The organism is Crassaminicella profunda (genome assembly GCF_019884785.1).
Classification (GTDB): domain Bacteria; phylum Bacillota; class Clostridia; order Peptostreptococcales; family Thermotaleaceae; genus Crassaminicella; species Crassaminicella profunda.
This window is the reverse complement of record NZ_CP082326.1, coordinates 556001-579455: the sequence shown is the minus strand read 5'-3', so window position 1 is coordinate 579455 and position 23455 is coordinate 556001. Positions and strand designations below refer to the sequence as shown.

Here is a 23455-nt window from a genome sequence, read left to right as displayed (position 1 = left end):
AAATAAGGGATTCTATCTCACTTAAGTGAACTCGTTCAGCAAAGTTGAACATAAAGGATTCAAAGAGGCATTCTACCCTACCTGAATCGATTTAACCTCCCACTTATAGAAGTTGTATTCTTATAAGAAGATAAATTTACATCAATAGATCTCCCAAACTTTAATTTGATATTAGTCACTTATTATGTTCATCAGAAATACACATCTTATCAAAGATGTAAAAGGAGCTGTATGATATTGTTAAATCTTGTAAATTTATCTACATATCATTATGATCTTCAAAGATTTAATAACAATCGCCAAAATATCCTTCATTTTTTAGAAAAAAATCATATAGATGGAATTGAACTTTTAAACGCTTTAGGATGGAAAGAAGAAATCATTCCTAAAAAAAACATAAAAGGCGCACATTTAAAAAATTATCCTACTTGGCTAGATTTTTGGAATAATAATCAATCTGCCCTTTTAGAACAATTTAAAGATATGGATCTTGTAAAAAAATATTATGGGGGTAATAGAGACGATTTCATTGAACATTATAGAAAAGAAATTGAGATAGCGAATAAAATAGGCGTACAATATGTAGTCTTTCATGTATCCCATGTACAGGTAGAACATACTTATAATTATCAATTTACCTACTCTGATGAAGAAGTCATTGATGGAACTGCAACACTCATCAATGAAATATTTAAAGATCTTCATACAGATGTAACCCTTTTATTTGAAAATTTATGGTGGCCTGGTTTAAGAAAACTTAACAAAGACTTAGTTATTCGACTATTCAATCAAGTAAATTACCCGAATAAAGGTATCATGCTTGATACAGGTCATCTGATGAATACAAATACATCCCTTGAAAGTGAAAACCAAGGAATTGACTATATTATCAATACGGTGAACAATCTAGGTGAATTAAAAAGTTTGATAAAAGGAGTCCATCTTCATTGTTCCTTATCAGGAAAATATGTCTTAGAACAAATGAGTAAAAATCAAGATAAAGATTTTGTCTTTTCCCCTATTAGTCATGAAGTTTTTATGCATGTTTTCAACATTGATAATCACAAGCCTTTTACAAGCCCTAAGGTAAAAAAACTGATTGAACTAATAAATCCTAAGTATCTTATCCATGAGTTGATCGCTAGTTCTTCTTCAGAATTAGAAAAATATATTCAGGCACAAATGAAAGCCCTTCGGTAATATTCATTCTTTGGTAAAATATTTCATACTTAATCATCATCAACCCCTTTAAAACCAAATTTCTAACTCATTTAAAAAATAATAACCTAAATCATAATGATTTAGGTTATTATTCTTATAATCATATCTATACAGCTTCCTTTCCGTTGCACATCTTCTTACTCTCCATCAAATACACTTCATCAGCAATTCCTATAGTAGATATTCTATGAGAAACCAATACAACCGTTTTATCTTTACATTGATTTTTAAGGGTTTTGATAATAGCTTTTTCATTTAAGCTATCTAAATTACTCGTAGGTTCATCAAGAAAAATCATCTCTCCATCCTGTAAAAAAGCCCTTGCCATTCCTAATCTTTGCTTTTCTCCACCAGACATATTTTCTCCAAGCTCTCCTACATTTGTATCATACCCCTTAGGAAGCCCTTCTATAAAGTCATGAATAGATGCTTTTTTAGCTGCTTCTTTTATTTCTTCTAATGTGGCATCTTTTTTTCCTATCCTAATATTATTCTTTATGCTTTCATTGAATAAAAAAGTATCCTGGGTCACAAATCCTTGTTTTTTTCTTAATGACTTTGTATTGATCTTTTTGATATCTTCTTCATTTATTTTAATACATCCCTTTGTCGTATCCCAAAATCTCATGAACAATCTTAATAATGTACTTTTTCCACAACCACTTTCTCCTAATATCCCTATAATCTTTCCCTTAGAAATCGTAATATTTACATCCTCTAAAATAAAATCATCCTCTTCATAAGCAAAGCTTATATTTTCTCCCTTTATTTCTCCAAAGGTCATATCCTTTTCATTCTTCACTTCTTCTACCATAGGATTTTCTTCTAAAAGGTTTAAAACACGATCTCCTGCCGCTAAGGTAAGTAATAGATTATTCGATAGATTACTCAGTGCAACCACGGGTCCAAAGGAACTCATCATAGCAATAGTTGCAATAACAAAACCTTCAAAGTCTATTAAATTTTTATGATAAAGATATGCTCCTGTAAACAACATGATTCCTATAAATGTAAACAATACCATATCTGTAATGGCTCTCGTAACCCCTTCATGCTTTTTAATTCCCTTTAATGTATCATTTAAGACTTTTCCTTTTTCCTCCATCCTCAAAAGTCTTTTACTTCCTAAATTGAATAAAACGATTTCTTTCATTCCCTTTAAAGAATCTAACATAAAGCTATTCATCTTCCCAAAGGAGTTTCTATAATCAACCCCTGCATTTTTTCCTAATCGAGAAGAATAATGAGGAATCAAAAATCCTATGCTAAAATACCCCAAAGCTGCAACCAATCCTAAACTTATATGAATTCTTCCGATATAAAGAATCATGATCATAGATGTAATCACAGCAATCATAATCGGTGCAATAGTATGGGCATAAAAAACTTCTAGTAGCTCTATATCGCTCATAATAATAGAGATGAGATTCCCCTTTTCTTCCTGAGCAAGCTTTGCAGGAGATAAAGCCCTTAATTTTTTAAATACCTCATCCCTTAAAATAGCTAATAATTTAAAAGCAATAAAATGTCCTGAAAACTGCTCTATATATCGTAAAAATCCCCTAGCTACTGCTAAACAGACCATAATCGTACATATCTTTGTAAGGGACAATCCCACTTCAAATCCTAAAACTTTTACAATCCCTATACCCCCATAAATAGTAATAAACATAGCCGCTAAAAAACCCAATACCCCCATGGTAATAGTTATTGCCATTATATGGACTAAAGGTTTGATGAGCCCTATGAGTTTTCCCATGATGACAATCCCTTTTCTACGCACAGTCTCGTCCCCCTAATCTTTCTAATTCATTTTGCTCCTTCACCATCCTTGCATAAAGTCCAAATTGATTCATCAACTCTTTATGATTTCCTTTTTCTTGAATTTTTCCTTTTGATAAAACATAAATTTGATCTGCATTTTTTATATTGTAAAGTCTATGGGAAATAATCAAGACTGTTTTTGTCTTTCCTAATTGGTAGATGACCTTCATGATATCATCTTCACTTTCTACATCAACACTAGAGGTAGCTTCATCAAATATATATATTTCACTATCATATAATAAAGCTCTTGCTAATGCTAATTTTTGTCGTTGCCCCCCAGAAAGATTGGATCCGCCTTCTTTGATTTCTTCTTGTAAGCCATTTTTTAAAGAAAGAACATAATCATATAAATTCACCTTTTTCAAAACTTCCATCATCTCTTCCTCTGTAGCATCATATTTTCCCATCTTTAAATTTTCTTCAAAGGTTCCTGTGAATATATAGCTATTGCTTGTGACGATATTTAATTTTTTTCTAAGGGTAAATGGATCAATTTCTCTTAATTCCTTACCCTTTAATAAAATCTTTCCTTCATAATCTTTATAAAATCCCATAAGTATATTGGCAATGGTACTCTTGCCACATCCTGAAGGCCCTACTAACGCAGTAGTTTCACCCATCTTTATATTTAAATCAACATCTTCTAATATTTTTCGTGTTCTTTCATAAAAGAAATTCACCTTTTCAAAGGCAATATCTATTTTATTAAAATCCTTTACCTCTTTTATTTTCTGTTCTTTAATAGGTGTATCAATGATTCTAAATATTTTTTCTGCTGCCGCCATACCATCCATAGTCACATGAAAAAAAGAACCTAAAAGCCTTAAAGGAATAAAAATTTCTGAAGATAATAAAAGAATCATCAAAGCCCCTGCTATACTAATCTCCCCTAAAGAAAATGCTTTTAATGAGAGTATGATCCCTATAGCACTTCCTCCAAAAGCAATTAAATCCATTACATTGATAGAATTAAGCTGCATAGCTAAAACCTTCATGGTAATTTTTCTAAACCTTTCTGCTTCTACATTCATTTTTTCATTCCGTTCTTCATCTTGATCATATATTTTAAGAGTTACTAGCCCTCTTAAATTTTCTAAAAAAGTATCTCCCAAATTTACATAAGTTTTCCAATAATCAGCCAATAACCTTTTAGCAATCTTCATAACGAATACAATAGATATAGGAATTAATGGAACACATAAAAATAAAATCAAAGCCGATTTAAAATGAATAAAGCTTAAAACAATAAATAAAGTTAAAGGGGCTAATAAGCAATAAAAGAATTGAGGCAAATACTTTCCAAAATAAATTTCTAATCGCTCCACCCCATCTATTGTTACTTGTACCACCTCAGAAGTAGAAGTGGTTTTATTATAATGAATATCTAAATCTAAAAGCTTTTGATAAATGGTATTTCTAATGTTTTTGCGTGCATCTTGTGAACAAAGACTGGATGTTTTTACAGCCCAATAATTACTTATAAACCGAACCCCCATCACCCCTATACACACAGCTAAAGTTACAAGACTTTTTGTTGCATCTACCCCATGGTTATATGTATATTCTATATAATTTCCTATAAAAAATATCCCTACAATATTGGCCAATAGACCTATCCACTGGATGAACACCGTCAATAATATCCATTTTTTACATGCTGGTACTAAACCAATTAGTCTTTTATTAATCATCCTCCCACGCCCCCTTACAAATCCCTTTCCTTGATCTTTCCCTTCATTTTCTCCTATTATTTATAGATTTCTCACTCAAAATTTTGATTTATTATAAATTCTTCGAACGCCTTGAAAGTGCTGTTTAAACTTTGTATTTTTCAAACAGAAACAATGCCTCCACGAAGTAGAGAAGAATCATAATACATTCAATATAAAACATAAAAATCTATAGTCCACATTCTGTAGCATGAATTCTTTTAGGGATAAATATGAGCTTTTCTCCAAATTGATTTTTTAATATATTCATCTCCACATGATAAATATCCTTAATGAGCTGATTGTCTAATATTTCTTCTGGTTTTCCAAAAGCTCTTATTTCTCCATCCTTTAAAACAATCACTTGATCACTATATTTTGCTGCTTGGTTCAAGTCATGTAAAACCATAATCACAGTGATCTTTAATTTTTCATTCAATTCCTTTACCAAATCAAGTATCTCTATTTGATTATTAATATCAAGGTAAGTTGTAGGCTCATCTAATAATAAAATCTTAGGCTGTTGAGCCAGTGCCATAGCAATCCATGCCCTTTGGCTTTCTCCACCAGATATATGAATCATTTTTTTATTTTCTAATCTTTTTAAATTTGTCTTTTCAATTGCCCAATCAATGATTTTCTCATCTTCATTATTCATTCCTTCAAACCATTTCTTATGAGGATTTCTTCCAAAGGTAACAACTTTTCGAATAGTCATATCCTCAGGAGCTACATTTCGTTGAGAAAGACAAGCCATTTCCTTGGCAATATCCTTTCCCTTCATTTCCCATAAAGATTTTTTATCTAAATAAACTATTCCCTCCATAGGCTTTAATAATCTTCCTATGGCTTTTAGTACTGTTGATTTCCCCGAACCATTAGGCCCTATAATGGTAATAATTTCTCCCTTTTTCACATGGGCATTAAAATCCTTTACAATAACTTTTTTATCATAGCCTATTTTAAAATTATTTACCTTAAGCATGTGATTTTGACCTCCTTAAAAGAAATAAAAAGAATGGACAACCAATCATTGCCATCATTACCCCTACAGGAAGTTCAATAGGTCTTGCAATACACCTAGCTAATGTATCTGCTAAAAGCAATATGATTCCTCCAAAAACCGTACTCATCGGAATCAAATACTTATAATCTGACCCTAATAGGAGTCTACATACATGAGGAACAATAATCCCTATAAAGCTAATAATCCCTACAGCAGATGTACTAATTCCTGCTAAAAATACTGCCACTAACGCAATGAGTATTCTTGTCTTATTTACATTGACCCCTAAATTAGTAGCCACATCATCTCCTAATGATAAAAGGTTAGCTCCTCTAATGCAGCATAAGGATAAAAGAATCCCTACAATACAATAAGGTAGAAAATAACTTACTTCCCTCCAGCCCCTATAAGCAATACTACCATTGAGCCATAGTAATACCCCTTGAATCTTATCACTATTCATAATCGCAAGTAATGAAGTTGCCCCTACAAACATGGCATTAATAGCAACTCCTGATAAAATCACTCTTATAGGCTTAATGCCATTATCCCAAGAAAGGATAAACACTAATGCACAAGCAAGCATGGCTCCTAAAAATGCCATAAGTGGCATGAGCTTATAAAACTGAGGAAAATATAACATCATCAAAATAGCCATTAAGCTTCCCCCAGAAGAAACTCCAGTAATCCCTGGATCAGCTAATGGATTTCTCATAACCGATTGTAATAGTGCTCCTGATATAGAAAGACTTGCCCCTACAAATACAGCTAAAATAATTCTAGGCAGTCTCATATCTAACAAAATACTTTTATTGATTTCGTCCCCTTTTCCCAAGAGGATATCCATAATTTCTTGAATAGATATATCTACACTTCCAATACCAATAGTTCCAATCACTAAAAATCCTAACAATAAAAAGCTAGAAAAAATGATTAGGATCTTTGTTTTCTCCTTCATATCTTTCATATTTTTCACCATTTCCTTTATTTTTTGTACAAATAATCCTTCATTTTTTCTAAAGATTCTGTTGCTCCCATATCTCCTGTAACCCCAAAATATTCTGGGTCTAAATCATAAACTTTATTTTCTTTTATTGCTTTAAAATTTCCCCATTGAGGATTGATTCTAAATTCCTCTTGTACCTGTTTTTTTGCCTCTTCTATATATCCATGATACATTCTAAAAATAACATCTGGATTTTCCTTAAGGGCTACCTCTAAGGAAAAGGGTAAATAAGGTCCTTTGTATTTTGATTTTACCTTCGTTGTGATATTTTCTGCTCCTAATTTATCAATCAAGCTTCCTACAAAGGATTTCTCTGTAGCTACCATAAAATGTCCAGGAGCACCAAATAAAATCATAACTTTTAATTTCTTATTTCCATCCACATCTTTTAAAATCTCTTTTTCTTTTTTCTCAAAATCTTCTATGATTTTTTTTGCATTTTCTTCTTTTCCAAAATCCTTACCTATTTTTTCAATCGTCTCTTTCACAGCATCATAAGAGCTCAAATCTGCATACATAGGATGAACTCCATTTTGTTCAAATTTACTTCCAATTAGTTCCTTTAATGCTCCTGATGTAATAAATACATCTCCTCTTAAGCTCTTAACCACCTCTAAATCTGGATTCATGGGAAGTCCAATCTCTGGAAGATCCTTTATTTTATCATTTATACCATATTGGGTACTTGGTCTTCCCACCATTGGAATATCTAGTGCTAATAACATCTCCGCTACAGCAACACTTCCTGCAACAATCCTTGTCTCTTCATTTTTTACATCTATATTTTTATTCTCAAGTTCATCCCCCTTTGCACCACATCCAGCAGGCATAGCACAAATCATCATCACCAGCATAAGAGCTATCAATCTTTTCATTCTCATCCCCCTCTATTTTTTCTATGAATAAACTCCATTTTAAGAAAGGTTATTTTTTTAACCTTCTTAAAATAGAGTTATCCCTTGAAATCTATTTGATTTCAATTATTATTCTCACTATTATTTTTTAGATATTTCCTTTGTTTTTTCTTGACTCTTTACTTCTTTTACCTCTTTTTCTAATACTTTTGTAATATCATCTTGTAAATCTAATCTAAACTCAACAGACGCATTTCCCATAGGAATCACATCCATACCTAAGCTAATCTTTGCATCTACCTTTGGAATTTCAAATCTAATAGTATGGTCTGTTTTGTTTTTGCCTACTTCATTTTTTTCTTCATACGTTTTTAAAAGGGTGCTAGTATGCTCTACTTCTTTTCCATCAATCATCACTTTTCTATTTTCCATCCAGTCACTTCTTCTAAGATTGATGGATAAATATTCTTTGTTTTTTTTCTTATTTTTTTCATCCTTTACAACTTCTATTATTGCTATAGCGTCCATATATTGTCCTGCCATAGACATTTCATCTACATATTTTTTTAAAGCATAAACAGTTACTTTATATTTTCCTACCTTAAGTGGCTCTTGCTCTCCCTTTACTATAACTTTTTCTGCTTTAGTAACCTCTTTTTTTACTGGTTCACTAGCTTTTACAACTTGTGCTGATGCTGACAAGGGAGTTGCCACTAAACAACCTGCTACCAGAATACTACTCATACCTACTAATAATTTATTTTTCATCCTATTCCCGCCCCTCTTCTTTCATAAACTTTTACTTTTAAAAACAGCTATTTTTTCTCTATCCTTACATTCTTTTCATAATAAACGTTTCCCATAATCACTGGGTTGAAGATGAGGAACTTCCTCATCTTCATAGATCCTCCCAATGACATACTTATAAAAATTGTTTTTGCTTATTACTTTTTCTTTTTTCTTTATTCTCTTTTTTATTTGTATCTTTTTCTTCTACCATATTTAGTTTTTTAGTAATCACAATTTTTTGTTCTTCTTTGATCCATTTTACTTCATGCTTTAAGTTTTCTGATATGAATCTAATAGGTACAAAGGTTCTGTTATTAATAATTTTTGGTGCTACATCCATTTTTATAGTTTTTCCATTTACCTTTGTAGCTTTTTTATCTACATGAGACTCAGCAAAACAAGCTTGTGCTGGTATTTCTTCGCTTACCTTTGCAACTCTTTTATCTACCTCTAACTCAATCTTCATCTCACCATCACTTAATAAAATACTTCTAGTTGCTGCTTGCCACTTAACTTTTGCCCCTAATGTTTCACAAATTCCTCTTAGAGGGACTAATGTTCTATTTTCTTCTATAAGTGGTGCTACATCTAATTGGATATTTTGGATAGATCCTTTTTTCATATCTACTATTTCTGGTGATTGAATATATAAGTAGATTTTTTCTTGAATTTCCTTTGCTTTGTTCTTTTTAAGTGCAATGTCAAAGCCTGTATATTCTTCTTTTTCTTCTGACATACATATGCTAAATCTTATTTTTGCATCTGCATTTGGTACTTCAAATCTAATAACTGTATTTCTTTCATTGTTCTTTATTTTTTCATATTCCACACCCATAGAGTTTACATATACTTTAAGATCTTTTATTTCATCTGCATTTTTTAACATTACTTGCACATAATTTTTACCCTTGATCACTTCATAGTTTACCTCATTCACTAAGTATTTTTGAACCATAGCTACTAAGTTTTTATCTTTTTCTTTTACTTCCATAGTCATTTCATATAATCCATTTTTACTTAGATCAACTGCTTTGATGACTTTTCCCTCTAGTAGGTTTATATAAACCTCTATACTATCATCCGTTTTCTTTTTGAATTGATCTTGGTCTAATACGACTCTAAAGGTAACTTCTTTATTATCCTCTGGTACTATTTTTGCTTTCAATTTCATAGAAGCATCAAGCTTTGGTATTTCAAATTTGATCATGTTAGCTTTTTTATCATTATCATATTCTTTAATCATCTTTGTTTCATATTTCACATCATTTCCATTTACTTCTACTTTCAAGTCTTTTATGTCTTCTTTATTCTTTATGAATAAGCGTACATAATTTTTATCACTCTCAACTTTTACATCTGCTTTTTTAAGGAAATATGGTTCTATTATAGATGCTTTGTCTTCATTTTCTTTTAATATTTTTATATCTGCTTCATAAGATCCATTTCCTACTTTTTCAGTTTCTTTTAGAATTTCCTTTACATTATCTAAGCTACCTAAGTCAAACATTAACTTGAATTTTTGTCTAGTTTCGCCCATTCCATCTGGTACGTATACTTGGCATGTTATTCCTTCTTTTATAGCTTCTTTTTTAACTTTTAATTCAATCTCAAGAGTATCGTTTACTGAATCATATGTTCTTCTTGCATTTACAAGCTCTCCATGGCTGTTTTCATATTTAAACTCTTTTAATTTACTCAATGAGATATTTGTGCTATCCCAAACCATTCTAACTGTAACGTCTTCATCTTGTACTTCAAGATTAGTAGCTCTTTTTATAAACTGCTCAGCCATTGATTTTCCATTTTCATAGAAGTGTTTTGCCCATGCTTTAATACGATGTGTTCCATTCGTAAGGAATTTATCTTTTGTTCCTCCTGTTGTTCCTGAATCATCAGATTCTTCGTAAACAATAAAGGTTGTAAAGTGTGTTGTCCAGATGACTAAATCCTTACCTTCATCTAGTTTAGCTTCTTCTACATGAGCATCCTTCATAGCTTTACCCACAGCTTCTGCATTATTCTGAGTTGCTAAAAGCGTATGAGTAATTTCCTTAGGCTGATCTCCTCTCTTTGTTATAAATGCTATTTTCTTACCTGCTTGATTTGGGAATACTATTTTTACAGGCTGATCAAAGGTTAATGTTTTATCATCAACACCTAATGATATTGCCATCTTTGGTGTACCCTTGATATTGGAAATATCTTCATTTTCTACAGTAGTTGGTATTTTTATTTTTCCATCCCAGTTTTCATCCCCTGTTACTTTGATTCCTGCTGGCATAGTAACATTTCCATGATTTGATGTTATTTCTAGCTTAGGAAGTATTGCTTCTCTTTTACCTTGAGCATTTGGTTTTACTGGTACTTCCACCTTAGCATCTTCTACATCTCCTATAGATATATTGACCCTAGCTTTTTTTGCCAATTCTTCTGATATTTCATTAAGTACTATTTTTTTCTTTTTAGCATTAATGCCCTCAATCTTTTTATCTAGATGATCTTTATCAATAGTTACTTCTACTCTTTCTTCTAATCCAGCTATAGCATCTTTTAATACTTTTGTTGCTTGATCTATTTCTTGTACTGTAGCTGTAGCTATTTTTTTGTTGATTTCTTTTGCTGCTTTTAATGCATTTTCATATGCTTTATAGCTTTCTTTTGTATATTTTTTAGTTTGATCTATTTGCGTATTGATTACTTCTTGTAATTTTTCTATAACCTCATCTCTATCTTTTTCATATGCTTTTACTAATTTTAACGTATCAAAATCAAATACTAACTTGAATTTTTGTCTAGTTTCTCCCATTTCTTTTGGCACGTATACTTGGAATATCTTTGGTTTCTTTAGATCTTCTACATCAAACTCAACAGTAACCGTATCATTTTGAGCATCATAGGTTCTAGTTGTGTCTACAAAGTCTCCATTGCTGTTTCTATGCTTTAATTCTTTTAATGAACTCAATGAAACATTTGTACTTTCCCAAAGCATACTAACACTAATTTTTCCATCTTTCACTTTAAGGGTTGCAGGTTTTTTTATAAATTGGTTTGCCATTGAGAATTCATTTGGATCATAGTAATGTTGTGCTGCTGCTGAAATACTATACTCTCCATCCTTAAGATGTTCTTCTTCATCTTCTTTTACCAATTTTAACGTATCCAAATCAAATACTAACTTGAATTTTTGTCTAGTTTCTCCCATTTCTTTTGGTACGTATACTTGGAATATCTTTTGATCTTTTATACCTTCTACATCAAACTCAACAGTAACCGTATCATTTTTAGCATCATATGTTCTAGTTGTGTCTACAAAGTCTCCATTGCTGTTTCTATGCTTTAATTCTTTTAATGAACTCAATGAAACATTTGTACTTTCCCAAAGCATACTAACACTAATTTTTCCATCCTTTACTTTAATCGTTGCAGGTTTTTTTATGAATTGATCTGCCATTGATAATTGGTTTGGATCGTAGTAATGTTGTGCTTTTGCTGAAATAGTATACTCTCCATCTTTAAGATTTTCTTTATCAATTTGACGCTTCTTTATAGATATATCATAAGTTGCTGATGCACCATTTACTTTTACAGTTAGTGTCTGTTTTTCAACAGCCTTAAAACTATCAAAACCAGTAACATTTGCCTCTATGACAGTCAATATCTTTTTGCTTCCATCATTGTAATTTCCTGTAACTACTAATCCACTAACATCTAGTTCTTCACCCACGGTATACTCTTTTTTAACATTAGTTGTATCTAGGACTATATTTTCTAAATCTATGGTTTTCACAACTCCACCAGTAGATAAATCTACCAATGTATCTGTATTAAACACTAACCTTAATATAGGTCTGGTTTCCTCCATTCCAGTTGGAGCATACACCTTTAAGTATGTATCCTTTGTAATACTTTCCACTGGTAATGTAATGGTTAGTGAGTCTTTTTCAGCATTATGTATAACATTATCAGAATAGGTATACTTATTTGTATCAGGATTATCATCTGGAATAATCAACTCTACATATTCCCCATTTTTGTCGTTATACCACATACCTTCTAGTTGTGTCATTTTTATTGCATCATTACCATTCCACACCATAGTAAGTATCATTTTTCCATCTTTAACATCTAGTTTAGCAGCCTCTGTAATAAACTGATTCGTCATAGATGCAGCGTTTTCTCTTTCTTTCATAGCATCAATATCAACACCATATGTCCCATCAGGTAGGTGATCTGGATCAAGCTCTTTTGCACCCTCCTCTGGTATAGAAAGTGTGATTTTATAAGTAATTTTACTATTATCAATTTCATTAGTTGCAACTAAGGTAATTTCATTAACTCCTACTTTTAAGTTATTAACAGTGAAGCTTTCTCCACTATTTATATGATTATCACCCATTGCAATCTTTGTCTTACTATTAGCTCCATTAGGTGTAATAATAATAGAAGTAGTACCTGCTGGTGCCTTTAGATTATGACTATAAGAGTTTACACGGGCATCTTTTAATTCAATTGAACCAACACTTGTATCTATAGCTTTTAGTGTAGCATATAAACCATGAACGTCATATTGTTGTGCTGAATGGCCAGCAGCCAAGAAATCCGTTATTTCTTTCTTAGAAATAGCATCATTGTCCCAATCAATATAGCTATAGTAAATTATAAATTTATCTAAGTTTTTCATATCCTTTAAATAGTCTTTAGGAATATTAGGTATATAATTACACTGCATTTTCAATTCATTCAGATTAGGCAAAGTCTTCATGCACTCCGGCATTTTATCAATATGATTAAAGTCTAAATTTACACTAATTACATTAGTAAGATTACTCAAATCTACCGTATTGCCCTCTGAATCAATATCTATATCTGTTAATAAATTATTATTTAGCTTAATTGCTTCTAAAGCTGTCAACCTTGATATACAGCTAGGAAATTTTGAAAACTTGTTAAAGCTCATATCCACGCTCTTTAAGATTGTAAGCTTACCTAATGATGCTGGCAATGTTTTTAAATTATTACCGCTTATATTTAATGATGTAAGTTTTGCCAAATCTCCAATACTGTCATGGAGTGTCTCAAATCTGTTACTATCAAGATGCAAACTATTTAGGTTAGTAAGTCCGCTTAAATTCTCTGGTAGCTTAGAAATCTTATTGTTACTCAAGTCAAGCGTACTCAAACTGCTCATATTGTTGATACTATCAGGCCATGATGTAAAATCATTTTCCTCCAAAATAAGTGTTTTTAAAGCTGTAAGCTTAGAGATATTTTCATCAATTGAGCTAATCTTATTGTATCCCACATTAAGAGTCTTAAGAGCTTTTATGCTACATATATCTTCTGAAATACTAGTTAGTTGATTTTTCATGGCATTAATGTCTTTTAGCTTAGTAAGTTTGCTAAAATCTCCTGTAATATCCGTCAACTTATTTCTACTAATATTAATGTCTATCAACTCAGTAAAAGAGCTAATATCAGGCATAGTTTCAAATTTATTGTGACCAAGATTAATACGATTCAACTTAGGCAGTCCCACTAAGATTATATCAGTAAGATCATTAACATCTAAATTAAGATACTTAAGCTCTGGCAAATCCTTCACTGTAAGAGACGTAAATTTATTCTCCCCTAGTTGCAAATCAGTTAGATTTTTCAACTTACTCAAATCAATAGTAGTTAGTTGATTTCCTGATGCATTAAATTTTGTCAAAGAAGATAATTTTTCAATCCCACTACCACTTAAAGTTGTAATATTGTTGTCATTTATAGATAAGTCTTCCAAGTTTACAAGTCCACTTAAGTCAAGTAGTGAATTCAAATTACAATCACTTATATCCAGACTTTTCAAATTTATCAATCCTTCAAGCTGTGATAAATCTGTCAATGAATTCCCTTCTACATCAAGGTACTCAAGTTTACTCATATTAGTCATATTCGGAAGATATGTTAGTTTATTGTAATAACCAATATCTAACATTTTAAGCTTAGTCATATTTGTCATATCCGGCAAAGCTGTTAAGTTACTACGGCTTATTTCTAATGATTCAAGGTTAGTTAAATAACTTAAATCAGATAACCTATCAGCGCAGTCATCACTACTTGGCATCATATTCCAACGAAGATTAAGGCCCGTAATATTTTGAGCATGACGCAAGCCTGAATAATCTTGGATTGAATCATCGTCATAGTCATGTCTTGCCAAATCTAACATACCTTCTAACCTCATCATATCACCTACGGTAATATCATGATCCTTCTCAACACCTAAAATAGTGCATAGTTTTTCCTGTAAAACAGTATCTTTTATGCCTGCTGATTGGGTTTTGTCATAGATAGAAACTTCAGCAGTTGCAGTCACACCTTCACTAAGGATATAGCCTTCTGGAAGATCTCCTAGCTCAGCAGTAAATGTATATTCCCCAGCAATATTTGGAGTACAGTTGTCTGTATTATTCCATTTAGTAACTGAAACAGTACCATTAGTATTAGGAATTAAAATATTAGAATAATTTTCTTTAAGGTGATTATAAACATCTTCATAAACCGTGTTATCCGTAGTACCACCGTATAGCTTTATTGTTTCAAACCCAGTAATTTCTACTGTCTTCACTTTATCTTTGCTAATAGTGATTGTATATATCCCTTTTGATCCATCAGCTGCATATACTTTTACGTAAACTTTTGTAGCTCCATCAGCTTTAAGATTTACCTCTTCAGTTATTGGATCTCCATACTCATCTGTACCTAGAAATCTAATAGTAGCATTTTCATCTAATGAAACAAAGTCTTTTAGTGCAATAGCTTTCGCTTTACTATTCACGGTTACTGATGCTTCAATCTTATGCACTTTACCTCCAGATATAGATTCTTGAGAATTTATAGTAGGTATTTTACCCAATATTGTTTTAAGCTCCACTTTATCAAGAATACCATTTGAATTTGCATCTCCATTTTCCTCTTTAGCCCTACTGATGGTAATGATATACATACTTGCTAATGATCCATCAGCTGCATCTATTCTTAAATAAACGTTTGTATCTTTACCTGCTTCAAGATTTACCGGTTCAGTTACTGCTTCTTCTGCTTCGCTGTCTGCACCTAAAAATCTAATAGTGGCATTTTCATCTACAGAAACTAAATCACTTGGTGAAATTGATTTCACTTCACTATCCACTGATAATGATGTATAAACCATATACATTTTCTGTGGAGCAATGTACATTTTATTATCAATCTTAGGCATTTTGCCTAATACTCTCTTTAGCTCCACCTTATCAGGAAGACCATTTGAATTTGAATCTCCTTCTTCACCTTTAGCTCTGTTAATATTAATTATGTACATACTTCTTACTGATTCATTCTCTCCTGCAACCATAGCATAAACAATTGTAGTTTCTCCTGCTTTAAGATCTACTGGTGTTGTTATAATATTATCCTTTTCCGATCCCATATCAACAATGCTTGTTTTAGAGCTTTTATCCATGCACACTAAGTCACTCGTCGATATAGAAGCCACTTCGCAACCTACTGTCAATGTTGCTTGAACTGTATACGCTTTATCATCCTTACTATAGCCTAAAACTGTAGTAGTAGGCTTTTGCCCTAGCACCGTCTCTAGCTCCACTTTGTCAGGAAGATCGTTTGAATTTGTATCTACATTTTCTTTTTCTTCTTCTCTACTGATGGTAATTATATACATACTTGCTAATGATCCATCAGCTGCATCTACTCTTAAATAAACCTTTGTATCTTTACCTGCTTCAAGGTTTACCGGTTCAGTTACTGCTTCTTCTGCATCCCCATTTGCGCCTAAAAATCTAATGGTAGCATTTTCATCTATAGAAGCTAAATCACTTGGTGAAATAGATTTCACTTCACTCTCCACTGATAATGATGTATAAACCATATACATTTTCTGTGGAGGAATGTACATTTTATTATCAATCTTAGGCGTTTTGCCTAATACTGTCTTTAGCTCCACTTTGTCAGGAAGATCGTTTGAATTTACATCTCCATTTTCCTCTTCAGCTCTGTTAATCTTGATAGTATATTTACTTGATGCAGAGTCATCGGATGCTATAACTTTTACATAAACAGTTGTAGTTTTACCCGCCTCTATTTCTACAGCTCCACTATCTTCTTGAGCATCTTCACTTGAGTTTGTTCCATAAAAGTATACCTTTGCATTTTTATCCTCTGTCTCAAAATCACTTACTGCTACAGAAGTTATTTCATTGTTCACTGATATAGATGTTTCAGCAGAATAAACTGAATCTGCTACCGTTGCATTTGTTTCATTAACTTCCTGTCCGAAAATCGTTGAAAGTGCAATCTTATCAGGAAGCTGCAGTTCTTCAGCAGCATGCACAGCTATTGGTGGTACTAAAGTTAATAGCATGGCAAATACTAAAAAACCACTTAAGATTTTCTGGTAAAGCTTTTTCATTTATTCACAACCCCCTTATTATAAAAAATATATTTCTACTTCAATTTTCATTTAAAACACAATTTCAAAACAACAAGAAATTTCAGCAACCAGCATAAGCCGGCTGCTGAAGCTCTTTTGTCACAAGCGATATAGATATATCACTTAACTTTTAATATCTTTTCCTTTGTATCCAATTTAATATCATTACTAATTACTTACTAATATAAAACTCAACATCGTTTGACATACCGAATCCTAAAACATCATTCTTTACTTTTGCAGAATAAGAAGTCTTGCCATCTGTAAGTACAGAAGCTGGAAACTTAAGTGTTACTGTATCACCAGAAAAACTTGCAGGAATCTCTCCACTTCCAAAATCAACTGATAACGCTGTCATGTGTCCAGTTATAAAAAACTTCTTGAAAGGCTTAATTTTAAATGTAAGAGTCGCTTCACTTCCATTTACCACTAAATTCTGTGAACCTTGAACAATGGCCTTGTTTGCCATAGAAGCAGTAGTAGAACCGTCCTTATAAATAGCAATGTCCACATCCGAACCTGCATACGCCACACTTAATGATAAAAGCATCATCAACGCTAATACAAGCACTGATGTTTTTTTCATAGATATACTCATTTCTTTTCCTCCTTTTTTTTAATGTTAGATGTGTCTAACATTTGTTTCAGCAACCAGCATACGCCGACTGCTGAAGCTCTTTTGTCACAAGTGATATAGATATATCACTTAATTTTTAATATCTTTTCCTTTGTATCCAATTTAATATCGTTGCTAATTACTTACTAATATAGAACTCCACATCGTTTGACATACCGAATCCTAAAACATCATTTTTTACTTTTGCAGAATAAGAAGTCTTACCATCTGTAAGTACAGAAGCTGGAAACTTAAATGTTACTGTATCACCAGAAAAGCTTGCAGGAATCTCTCCACTTCCAAAATCAACTGATAACGCTGTCATGTGTCCAGTTATAAAAAACTTCTTGAAAGGCTTAATTTTAAATGTAAGAGTCGCTTCACTTCCATTTACCACTAAATTCTGCGAACCTTGAACAATTGCCTTATTTGCCATAGAAGCAGTAGTAGAACCATCCTTATAGATAGCAATGTTCACATCTGAACCTGCATACGCTACACTTAGTGATAAAAGCATCATCAACGCCACCACAAGCACTGATGTTTTCTTCATAGACTTTGTCATTTGTTTTCCCTCCTTTCTTCCATGTTAGATCAGTCTAACATTTTATTATAAAAAATAAGCAGTACATCCCTTACTTTCAAACTGATGAAATAGTTTTTTATGAACAATGTCTTTACTTTGAAAAATCATATTAATATTGCCTTCAATTTGATATAATTTTTCATCCTATATTTGACAAATTCATAGTAGTAAGGAATAATATATAGTATTATGATATTGATTATCATTTACAATAGATATTCTATATCATTCTTGATAGACAAACTTCATTATATTTGTTTTTTTATAACCATATATTGCTTATTTTTTAAGGAGGTGTATTTATTTGAAGGTGATACACGATATTATTTTTGACTTCTATAGTTGCTGCAATCTACCTATACTCGCAGTAGACATTGATTTTAATAAGATTTGTAGGATTGGTTATACGCCTACAGTAGAAAAAGTTTTTAATCATTGCACTATTTTTAGAGATATCCATTTTGATTCCGATGATTCCCTTAGCTGTAATCTAAGCTATGCAAAAGATATTCATTTTGTAGTAGTATCCATATCTAGATTTGATAAGTATAGAGGCTACTTTATCATAGGACCTTTTAAATGCAATAAAAATAACACCATATCTATTCCTTTTAAGCCCCATAGCTGCATGCAGTATTTACCTGCTATCTTATTGAATATTTCTGATAGCCAGTTTAGTAAGGGGATGAGTAATTTAAGATTTAGTGTCCATGTAAAAAAGGCCATTGAATACATACATAAAAATTACACCCAATCTATCAATTTAGATAAACTATGCAAGGATTTATCTGTAAATAAAAGTTACTTTTGCAAGGTGTTTAAAAAAGAAACGAGTTTTACTTTTTCTAATTTTTTAAATAATTATCGCGTTGAAAAAAGTAAATATTTTCTTGAGAATACAAATTTACCTCTTATGGATGTGGCCATCTCTGTTGGCTTTAATACGCAAAATTATTATTCCATTGTATTTAAAAGGCTTATAAAAAAGACACCTTTAGAGTATCGAAATAGCATTGCTATACAATAATGAAAACTAATAAAAATGGCTCATATGTTCAGCCATTTTTATTAGTTTTCATTTCTTCTCCATATAAGAAAAATCTCACAAACCCTCTTTATACTATACCTATTTTTTCCTCATCTACTTAAAATCTCAAACAGATGAATCATCACCCCTATAGGCTCTACAAATAACATGCGTATACCTGCATATTTCATGACTTTTTTTATCTTCTCCCTCATATCAGGGCCGTAACAATGAACAACACATTTAGCACAGGGTTTTTTCGTCTCTTTAAAAGGGCATTGATCTAATCTCTTCCTTGCATAAGCTAATAGCTCTGTACATTCATTACATAACTCATGATCTTTATCATGATTTCCTTTGCAGTAAATATGTATCATTTTCTCGATCATCTGCTTTTCATGTTCTATTCTTTTATAGGACTGCATCTTACTCACTCCTTTTTGGCTTATATTAGTATTCTATTTTTTATTCTAAACACAAAATTTATTAGCTATGAATTTCATTATCCATTATATTTGTGGATTTGCTTCATTAGAAATACTATATAAAAAGCTTTTAGATTCAAATATTTATTTTAATAAAAACTACTTCTAAATTAGCATATAACGAAAACATATGAAAGTAAATATCATTTAATATTTATTATCATATTCATTTTGTATTCTAACGTCTTCAATAGCTATACTTATAACAAATGTATCTATTCTCAATAAAATCCATTTTTTTAGTTCTTCACCATATTCTATGAAATTGTAAAGTTTTACAACTACTGTTACGCTTACACATTCTACTACAAAACTAATTTTATGATTTCAAAAAATAAAAATAGAAATGACTTGTAATATCAGCCATTTCTATTTTTCTCACCTTTCAAAACTAAAAAATCTATTTTAATACTGAATGCTTTTAGGGATAAATATGAGTTTTTCTCCAAATTGGTTTTTAAGTATATTCATCTCCACATGATAAATATCTTTAATGAGTTGATTGTCTAATATTTCTTCTGGTTTTCCAAAAGCTCTTATTTCTCCATCCTTTAAAACAATCACTTGATCACTATATTTTGCTGCTTGGTTTAAGTCATGTAAAACCATGATCACAGTGATCTTTAATTTTTCATTGAGTTCCTTTACTAAATCAAGTATCTCTATCTGATTATTAATATCAAGGTACGTTGTTGGTTCATCTAATAATAATATTTTAGGTTGTTGGGCTAGTGCCATAGCAATCCATGCCCTTTGACTTTCTCCACCAGATATATGAATCATTTTTTTGTTTTCTAATCTTTTTAAATTTGTTTTTTCAATAGCCCAATCAATGATTTTTTCGTCTTCTGTATTCATTCCTTCAAACCATTTTTTATGAGGATTTCTCCCAAAGGTAACAACTTTTCGAATCGTCATATCCTCAGGGGCTACATTTCGTTGAGAAAGACAAGCCATTTCCTTGGCAATATCCTTTCCCTTCATTTCCCATAAAGATTTTTTATCTAAATAAACCATTCCCTCCATAGGCTTTAATAATCTTCCTATGGCTTTTAAAACCGTCGACTTTCCTGAACCATTGGGCCCTATAATGGTAATAATCTCTCCCTTTTTTACATGAGCATTAAAATCCTTTACAATAACTTTTTTATCATAGTCTATTTTAAAATTATTTACCTTAAGCATGTGATTTTGACCTCCTTAAAAGAAATAAAAAGAAAGGACAACCAATCATTGCCATCATCACCCCTACAGGTAATTCAATAGGTCTTGCAATCGTTCGAGCTAAGGTATCTGCTAAAAGCAATATGATTCCTCCTAAAACCGTACTCATAGGAATCAAATACTTATAATCGGACCCTAATAGGAGTCTACATACATGTGGAACAATAATCCCTATAAAGCTAATAATCCCAACAGCAGATGTACTAATTCCTGCTAAAAATACTGCCACCAAAGCAATCAATATTCTTGTCTTATTTACATTAACCCCTAAATTGGTGGCTACATCATCTCCTAACGCTAAAAGATTGGCGCCCCTGATACAGCATAAGGATAAAAGAATCCCTACAATACAATAAGGTAAAAAATAATGAACTTCTCTCCAGCCCCTATAAGCAATACTACCATTGAGCCATAACAATACCCCTTGAATCTTATCACTATTTAGAATAGCAAGGAGAGAAGTTGCCCCTACAAACATGGCATTGATAGCAACTCCTGATAAAATCACTCTTATAGGCTTGATCCCATTATCCCAAGAAAGGATAAAAACTAATGCACAAGCAAGCATAGCTCCTAAAAATGCCATAAATGGCATGAGTTTATAAAACTGAGGAAAATATAACATCATCAAAATAGCCATTAAGCTTCCCCCAGAAGAAACCCCAGTAATTCCTGGATCAGCCAAGGGGTTTCTCATAACAGATTGTAATAGTGCTCCTGATATAGATAAACTTGCTCCTACAAATACAGCTAGAATAATTCTAGGAAGTCTCATATCTAACAAGATACTTTGATTGATTTTATCTCCTTTTCCCGAAAGGATCTCCATAATTTCTTGAATGGATATATCTACACTTCCAATGCCAATAGTTCCTATCACTAAAAATCCTAACAATAGAAAGCTAAAAAAAATGATTAGGATCTTTGTTTTCTCCTTCATATTTTTCATATTTTTCACCATTTCCTTTATTTTTTGTACAAATAATCCTTCATTTTTTCTAAAGATTCTGTTGCTCCCATATCTCCTGTAACCCCAAAATATTCTGGATCTAGATCATAAACCTTATTTTCTTTTATGGCTTTAAAATTTTTCCATTGAGGATTGATTCTAAATTCCTCTTGTACTTGCTTTCTTGCTTCTTCTATATACCCATGATACATTCTAAAAATAATGTCTGGATTTTCTTTAAGGGCTACCTCTAAGGAAAAAGGTAAATAAGGTCCTTTGTATTTTGATTTTACTTGAGATGTAATATTTTCTGCCCCTAATTTATCAATCAAGCTTCCTGCAAAGGATTCTTCTGTGGCTAACATAAAATGTCCTGGAGCACCAAATAAAATCATAACTTTTAATTTCTTATTTCCATCCACATCTTTTAAAATCTCTTTTTCTTTTTTCTCAAAACCTTCTATGATTTTTTTTGCATTTTCTTCTTTTCCAAAATCCTTCCCTAGCTTTTTAATCGTCTCTTTTACAGCATCATAAGAACTCAAATCCGCATATGTGGTATGGATACCATTTTGCTCAAAATTGCTACCAATTATTTCTCTAATGGCTCCTGAGGTAATAAATATATCTGGTCGTAAACTTCTAATCTTCTCTAAATCTGGGTTGATAGGAAGTCCAATCTCTGGAAGATCTTTTATTTTATCATTTATACCATATTGGGTACTAGGTCTTCCCACCATTGGAATATCTAGTGCTAGTAGCATCTCAGCTACAGCAACACTTCCTGCAACAATCCTTGTTTCTTCATTTTTTGTATCTATATTTTTCTCCTTAAGTTCATCCCCCTTTGCACCACATCCAACAGATATAGTACAAATCATCATCACTAGCATAAAAGCTATCCATCTTTTCATCCTTATCCCCCTTTTCTAAAATAGAGTTATGATTTAAAAAATCATAACTCTATCCTACTTTCATTGTTGTTTAGGTATGAAATTTATTTTTATTGATTGATTTTACTTACTTTTTTTACATCCTTTTCCTTATCCTCTTTTACATTCTTTTTGTCTGCTTTTTCTATCTTCACCATTTTTTTAGTCTCTAATTTTGTAATATCATCCTGTACATCTATTCTAAATTCAACTGCTGCATTTCCCATAGGAATCACATTCATTCCTAAGCTAATCTTAGCATCTACCGTGGGAATTTCAAATCGAATCGTATGATCTGTTTTGTTTTTCCCTACTTCATTTTTTTCTTCATAGGTTTTTAAAATCGTACTCGTATGCTCTACTTCTTTTCCATCAATCATGACTTTCCTATTTTCCATCCAGTCACTTCTTCTAAGATTAATAGATAAATATTCTTTATTTTTATTCTTATTTTTTTCATCCTTTATAACTTCTATAATTCCTGTGCAGTCCATATATTGTCCTGCCATAGACATTTCATCTACATATTTTTTGAGAGCATACACGGTTACTTTATATTTTCCTACCTTTAGTGGTTCTTGCTCTCCCTTTACTATAATTTTTTCTGCTTGAACAACCTCTTTTTTTACTGGTTCACTAGCTTTTACAACTTGTGCAGATGCTGACAATGGTGCTGCCACTAAACATCCTGCTACTAAAATACTACTCATACCTACTAATAATTTATTTTTCATCCTATTCCCACCCCTCTTTTTAT

The 23455-nt window shown here is 31.7% G+C and carries 16 protein-coding genes; 2 read left to right on the top strand and 14 right to left on the bottom strand.

Annotated elements, in window-relative coordinates:
- The first annotated feature begins 237 nt into the window (after positions 1-237).
- A complete protein-coding gene (locus K7H06_RS02360) occupies positions 238-1200 on the top strand; it encodes a TIM barrel protein (RefSeq protein WP_223038382.1) in 963 nt (320 codons plus the stop codon).
- A gap of 127 nt (positions 1201-1327) precedes the next feature.
- Here the strand turns inward: K7H06_RS02360 and K7H06_RS02355 are convergent, their stop codons facing one another.
- From K7H06_RS02355 to K7H06_RS02315, 9 genes are all read right to left on the bottom strand, one after another.
- On the bottom strand, positions 1328-2980 hold the full coding sequence (locus tag K7H06_RS02355; protein ID WP_223039911.1) for an amino acid ABC transporter ATP-binding/permease protein: 1653 nt from the start codon (positions 2978-2980) through the stop codon (positions 1328-1330).
- Positions 2981-2996: 16 nt separating this feature from the next.
- Positions 2997-4739 carry an ABC transporter ATP-binding protein/permease gene (locus K7H06_RS02350; RefSeq protein WP_223038381.1) on the bottom strand — a complete coding sequence of 581 codons (1743 nt, stop codon included), beginning with the start codon at positions 4737-4739 and terminating at the stop codon, positions 2997-2999.
- A gap of 208 nt (positions 4740-4947) precedes the next feature.
- Positions 4948-5742, bottom strand: coding sequence for an ABC transporter ATP-binding protein (locus K7H06_RS02345; RefSeq protein ID WP_223038380.1), 795 nt, complete (start codon positions 5740-5742; stop codon positions 4948-4950).
- On the bottom strand, positions 5735-6742 hold the full coding sequence (locus tag K7H06_RS02340) for a FecCD family ABC transporter permease (RefSeq protein WP_223038379.1): 1008 nt from the start codon (positions 6740-6742) through the stop codon (positions 5735-5737). The genes K7H06_RS02345 and K7H06_RS02340 overlap by 8 nt, the downstream gene beginning before the upstream one ends.
- 5 nt (positions 6743-6747) lie before the next feature.
- On the bottom strand, positions 6748-7644 hold the full coding sequence (gene isdE / locus K7H06_RS02335; RefSeq protein WP_223038378.1) for a heme ABC transporter substrate-binding protein IsdE: 897 nt from the start codon (positions 7642-7644) through the stop codon (positions 6748-6750).
- A 120-nt stretch (positions 7645-7764) separates the two neighbouring features.
- A complete protein-coding gene (locus K7H06_RS02330) occupies positions 7765-8391 on the bottom strand; it encodes an NEAT domain-containing protein (protein WP_223038377.1) in 627 nt (208 codons plus the stop codon).
- A gap of 154 nt (positions 8392-8545) precedes the next feature.
- The gene (locus K7H06_RS02325) at positions 8546-16858 is read right to left on the bottom strand and encodes an NEAT domain-containing protein (protein ID WP_223038376.1); all 8313 of its coding nucleotides are present in this window, start codon (positions 16856-16858) and stop codon (positions 8546-8548) included.
- 193 nt (positions 16859-17051) lie between these two features.
- A complete protein-coding gene (locus tag K7H06_RS02320; protein WP_223038375.1) occupies positions 17052-17477 on the bottom strand; it encodes a hypothetical protein in 426 nt (141 codons plus the stop codon).
- A gap of 157 nt (positions 17478-17634) precedes the next feature.
- On the bottom strand, positions 17635-18060 hold the full coding sequence (locus tag K7H06_RS02315; RefSeq protein WP_223038374.1) for a hypothetical protein: 426 nt from the start codon (positions 18058-18060) through the stop codon (positions 17635-17637).
- Positions 18061-18391: 331 nt separating this feature from the next.
- On the opposite strand from K7H06_RS02315, the gene K7H06_RS02310 reads away from it, so the two are divergent.
- The gene (locus K7H06_RS02310) at positions 18392-19108 is read left to right on the top strand and encodes a helix-turn-helix domain-containing protein (protein WP_246637690.1); all 717 of its coding nucleotides are present in this window, start codon (positions 18392-18394) and stop codon (positions 19106-19108) included.
- A gap of 110 nt (positions 19109-19218) precedes the next feature.
- On the opposite strand, the gene K7H06_RS02305 is transcribed toward K7H06_RS02310, so the two are convergent.
- The 5 genes from K7H06_RS02305 to K7H06_RS02285 all read right to left on the bottom strand — a co-directional run bounded on the left by K7H06_RS02305 (position 19219) and on the right by K7H06_RS02285 (position 23432).
- Complete coding sequence (locus K7H06_RS02305; RefSeq protein ID WP_223038373.1) at positions 19219-19533, bottom strand: nitrous oxide-stimulated promoter family protein; 315 nt, start codon at positions 19531-19533, stop codon at positions 19219-19221.
- Positions 19534-19998: 465 nt separating this feature from the next.
- Complete coding sequence (locus tag K7H06_RS02300; protein ID WP_223038372.1) at positions 19999-20778, bottom strand: ABC transporter ATP-binding protein; 780 nt, start codon at positions 20776-20778, stop codon at positions 19999-20001.
- Positions 20771-21778, bottom strand: a complete 1008-nt coding sequence (locus K7H06_RS02295; RefSeq protein ID WP_223038371.1) for a FecCD family ABC transporter permease — start codon at positions 21776-21778, stop codon at positions 20771-20773. The genes K7H06_RS02300 and K7H06_RS02295 overlap by 8 nt, the downstream gene beginning before the upstream one ends.
- A 5-nt stretch (positions 21779-21783) precedes the next feature.
- Complete coding sequence (isdE, locus tag K7H06_RS02290; protein WP_223038370.1) at positions 21784-22680, bottom strand: heme ABC transporter substrate-binding protein IsdE; 897 nt, start codon at positions 22678-22680, stop codon at positions 21784-21786.
- A gap of 89 nt (positions 22681-22769) precedes the next feature.
- The gene (locus K7H06_RS02285; protein ID WP_223038369.1) at positions 22770-23432 is read right to left on the bottom strand and encodes an NEAT domain-containing protein; all 663 of its coding nucleotides are present in this window, start codon (positions 23430-23432) and stop codon (positions 22770-22772) included.
- Positions 23433-23455 lie beyond the last annotated feature (23 nt).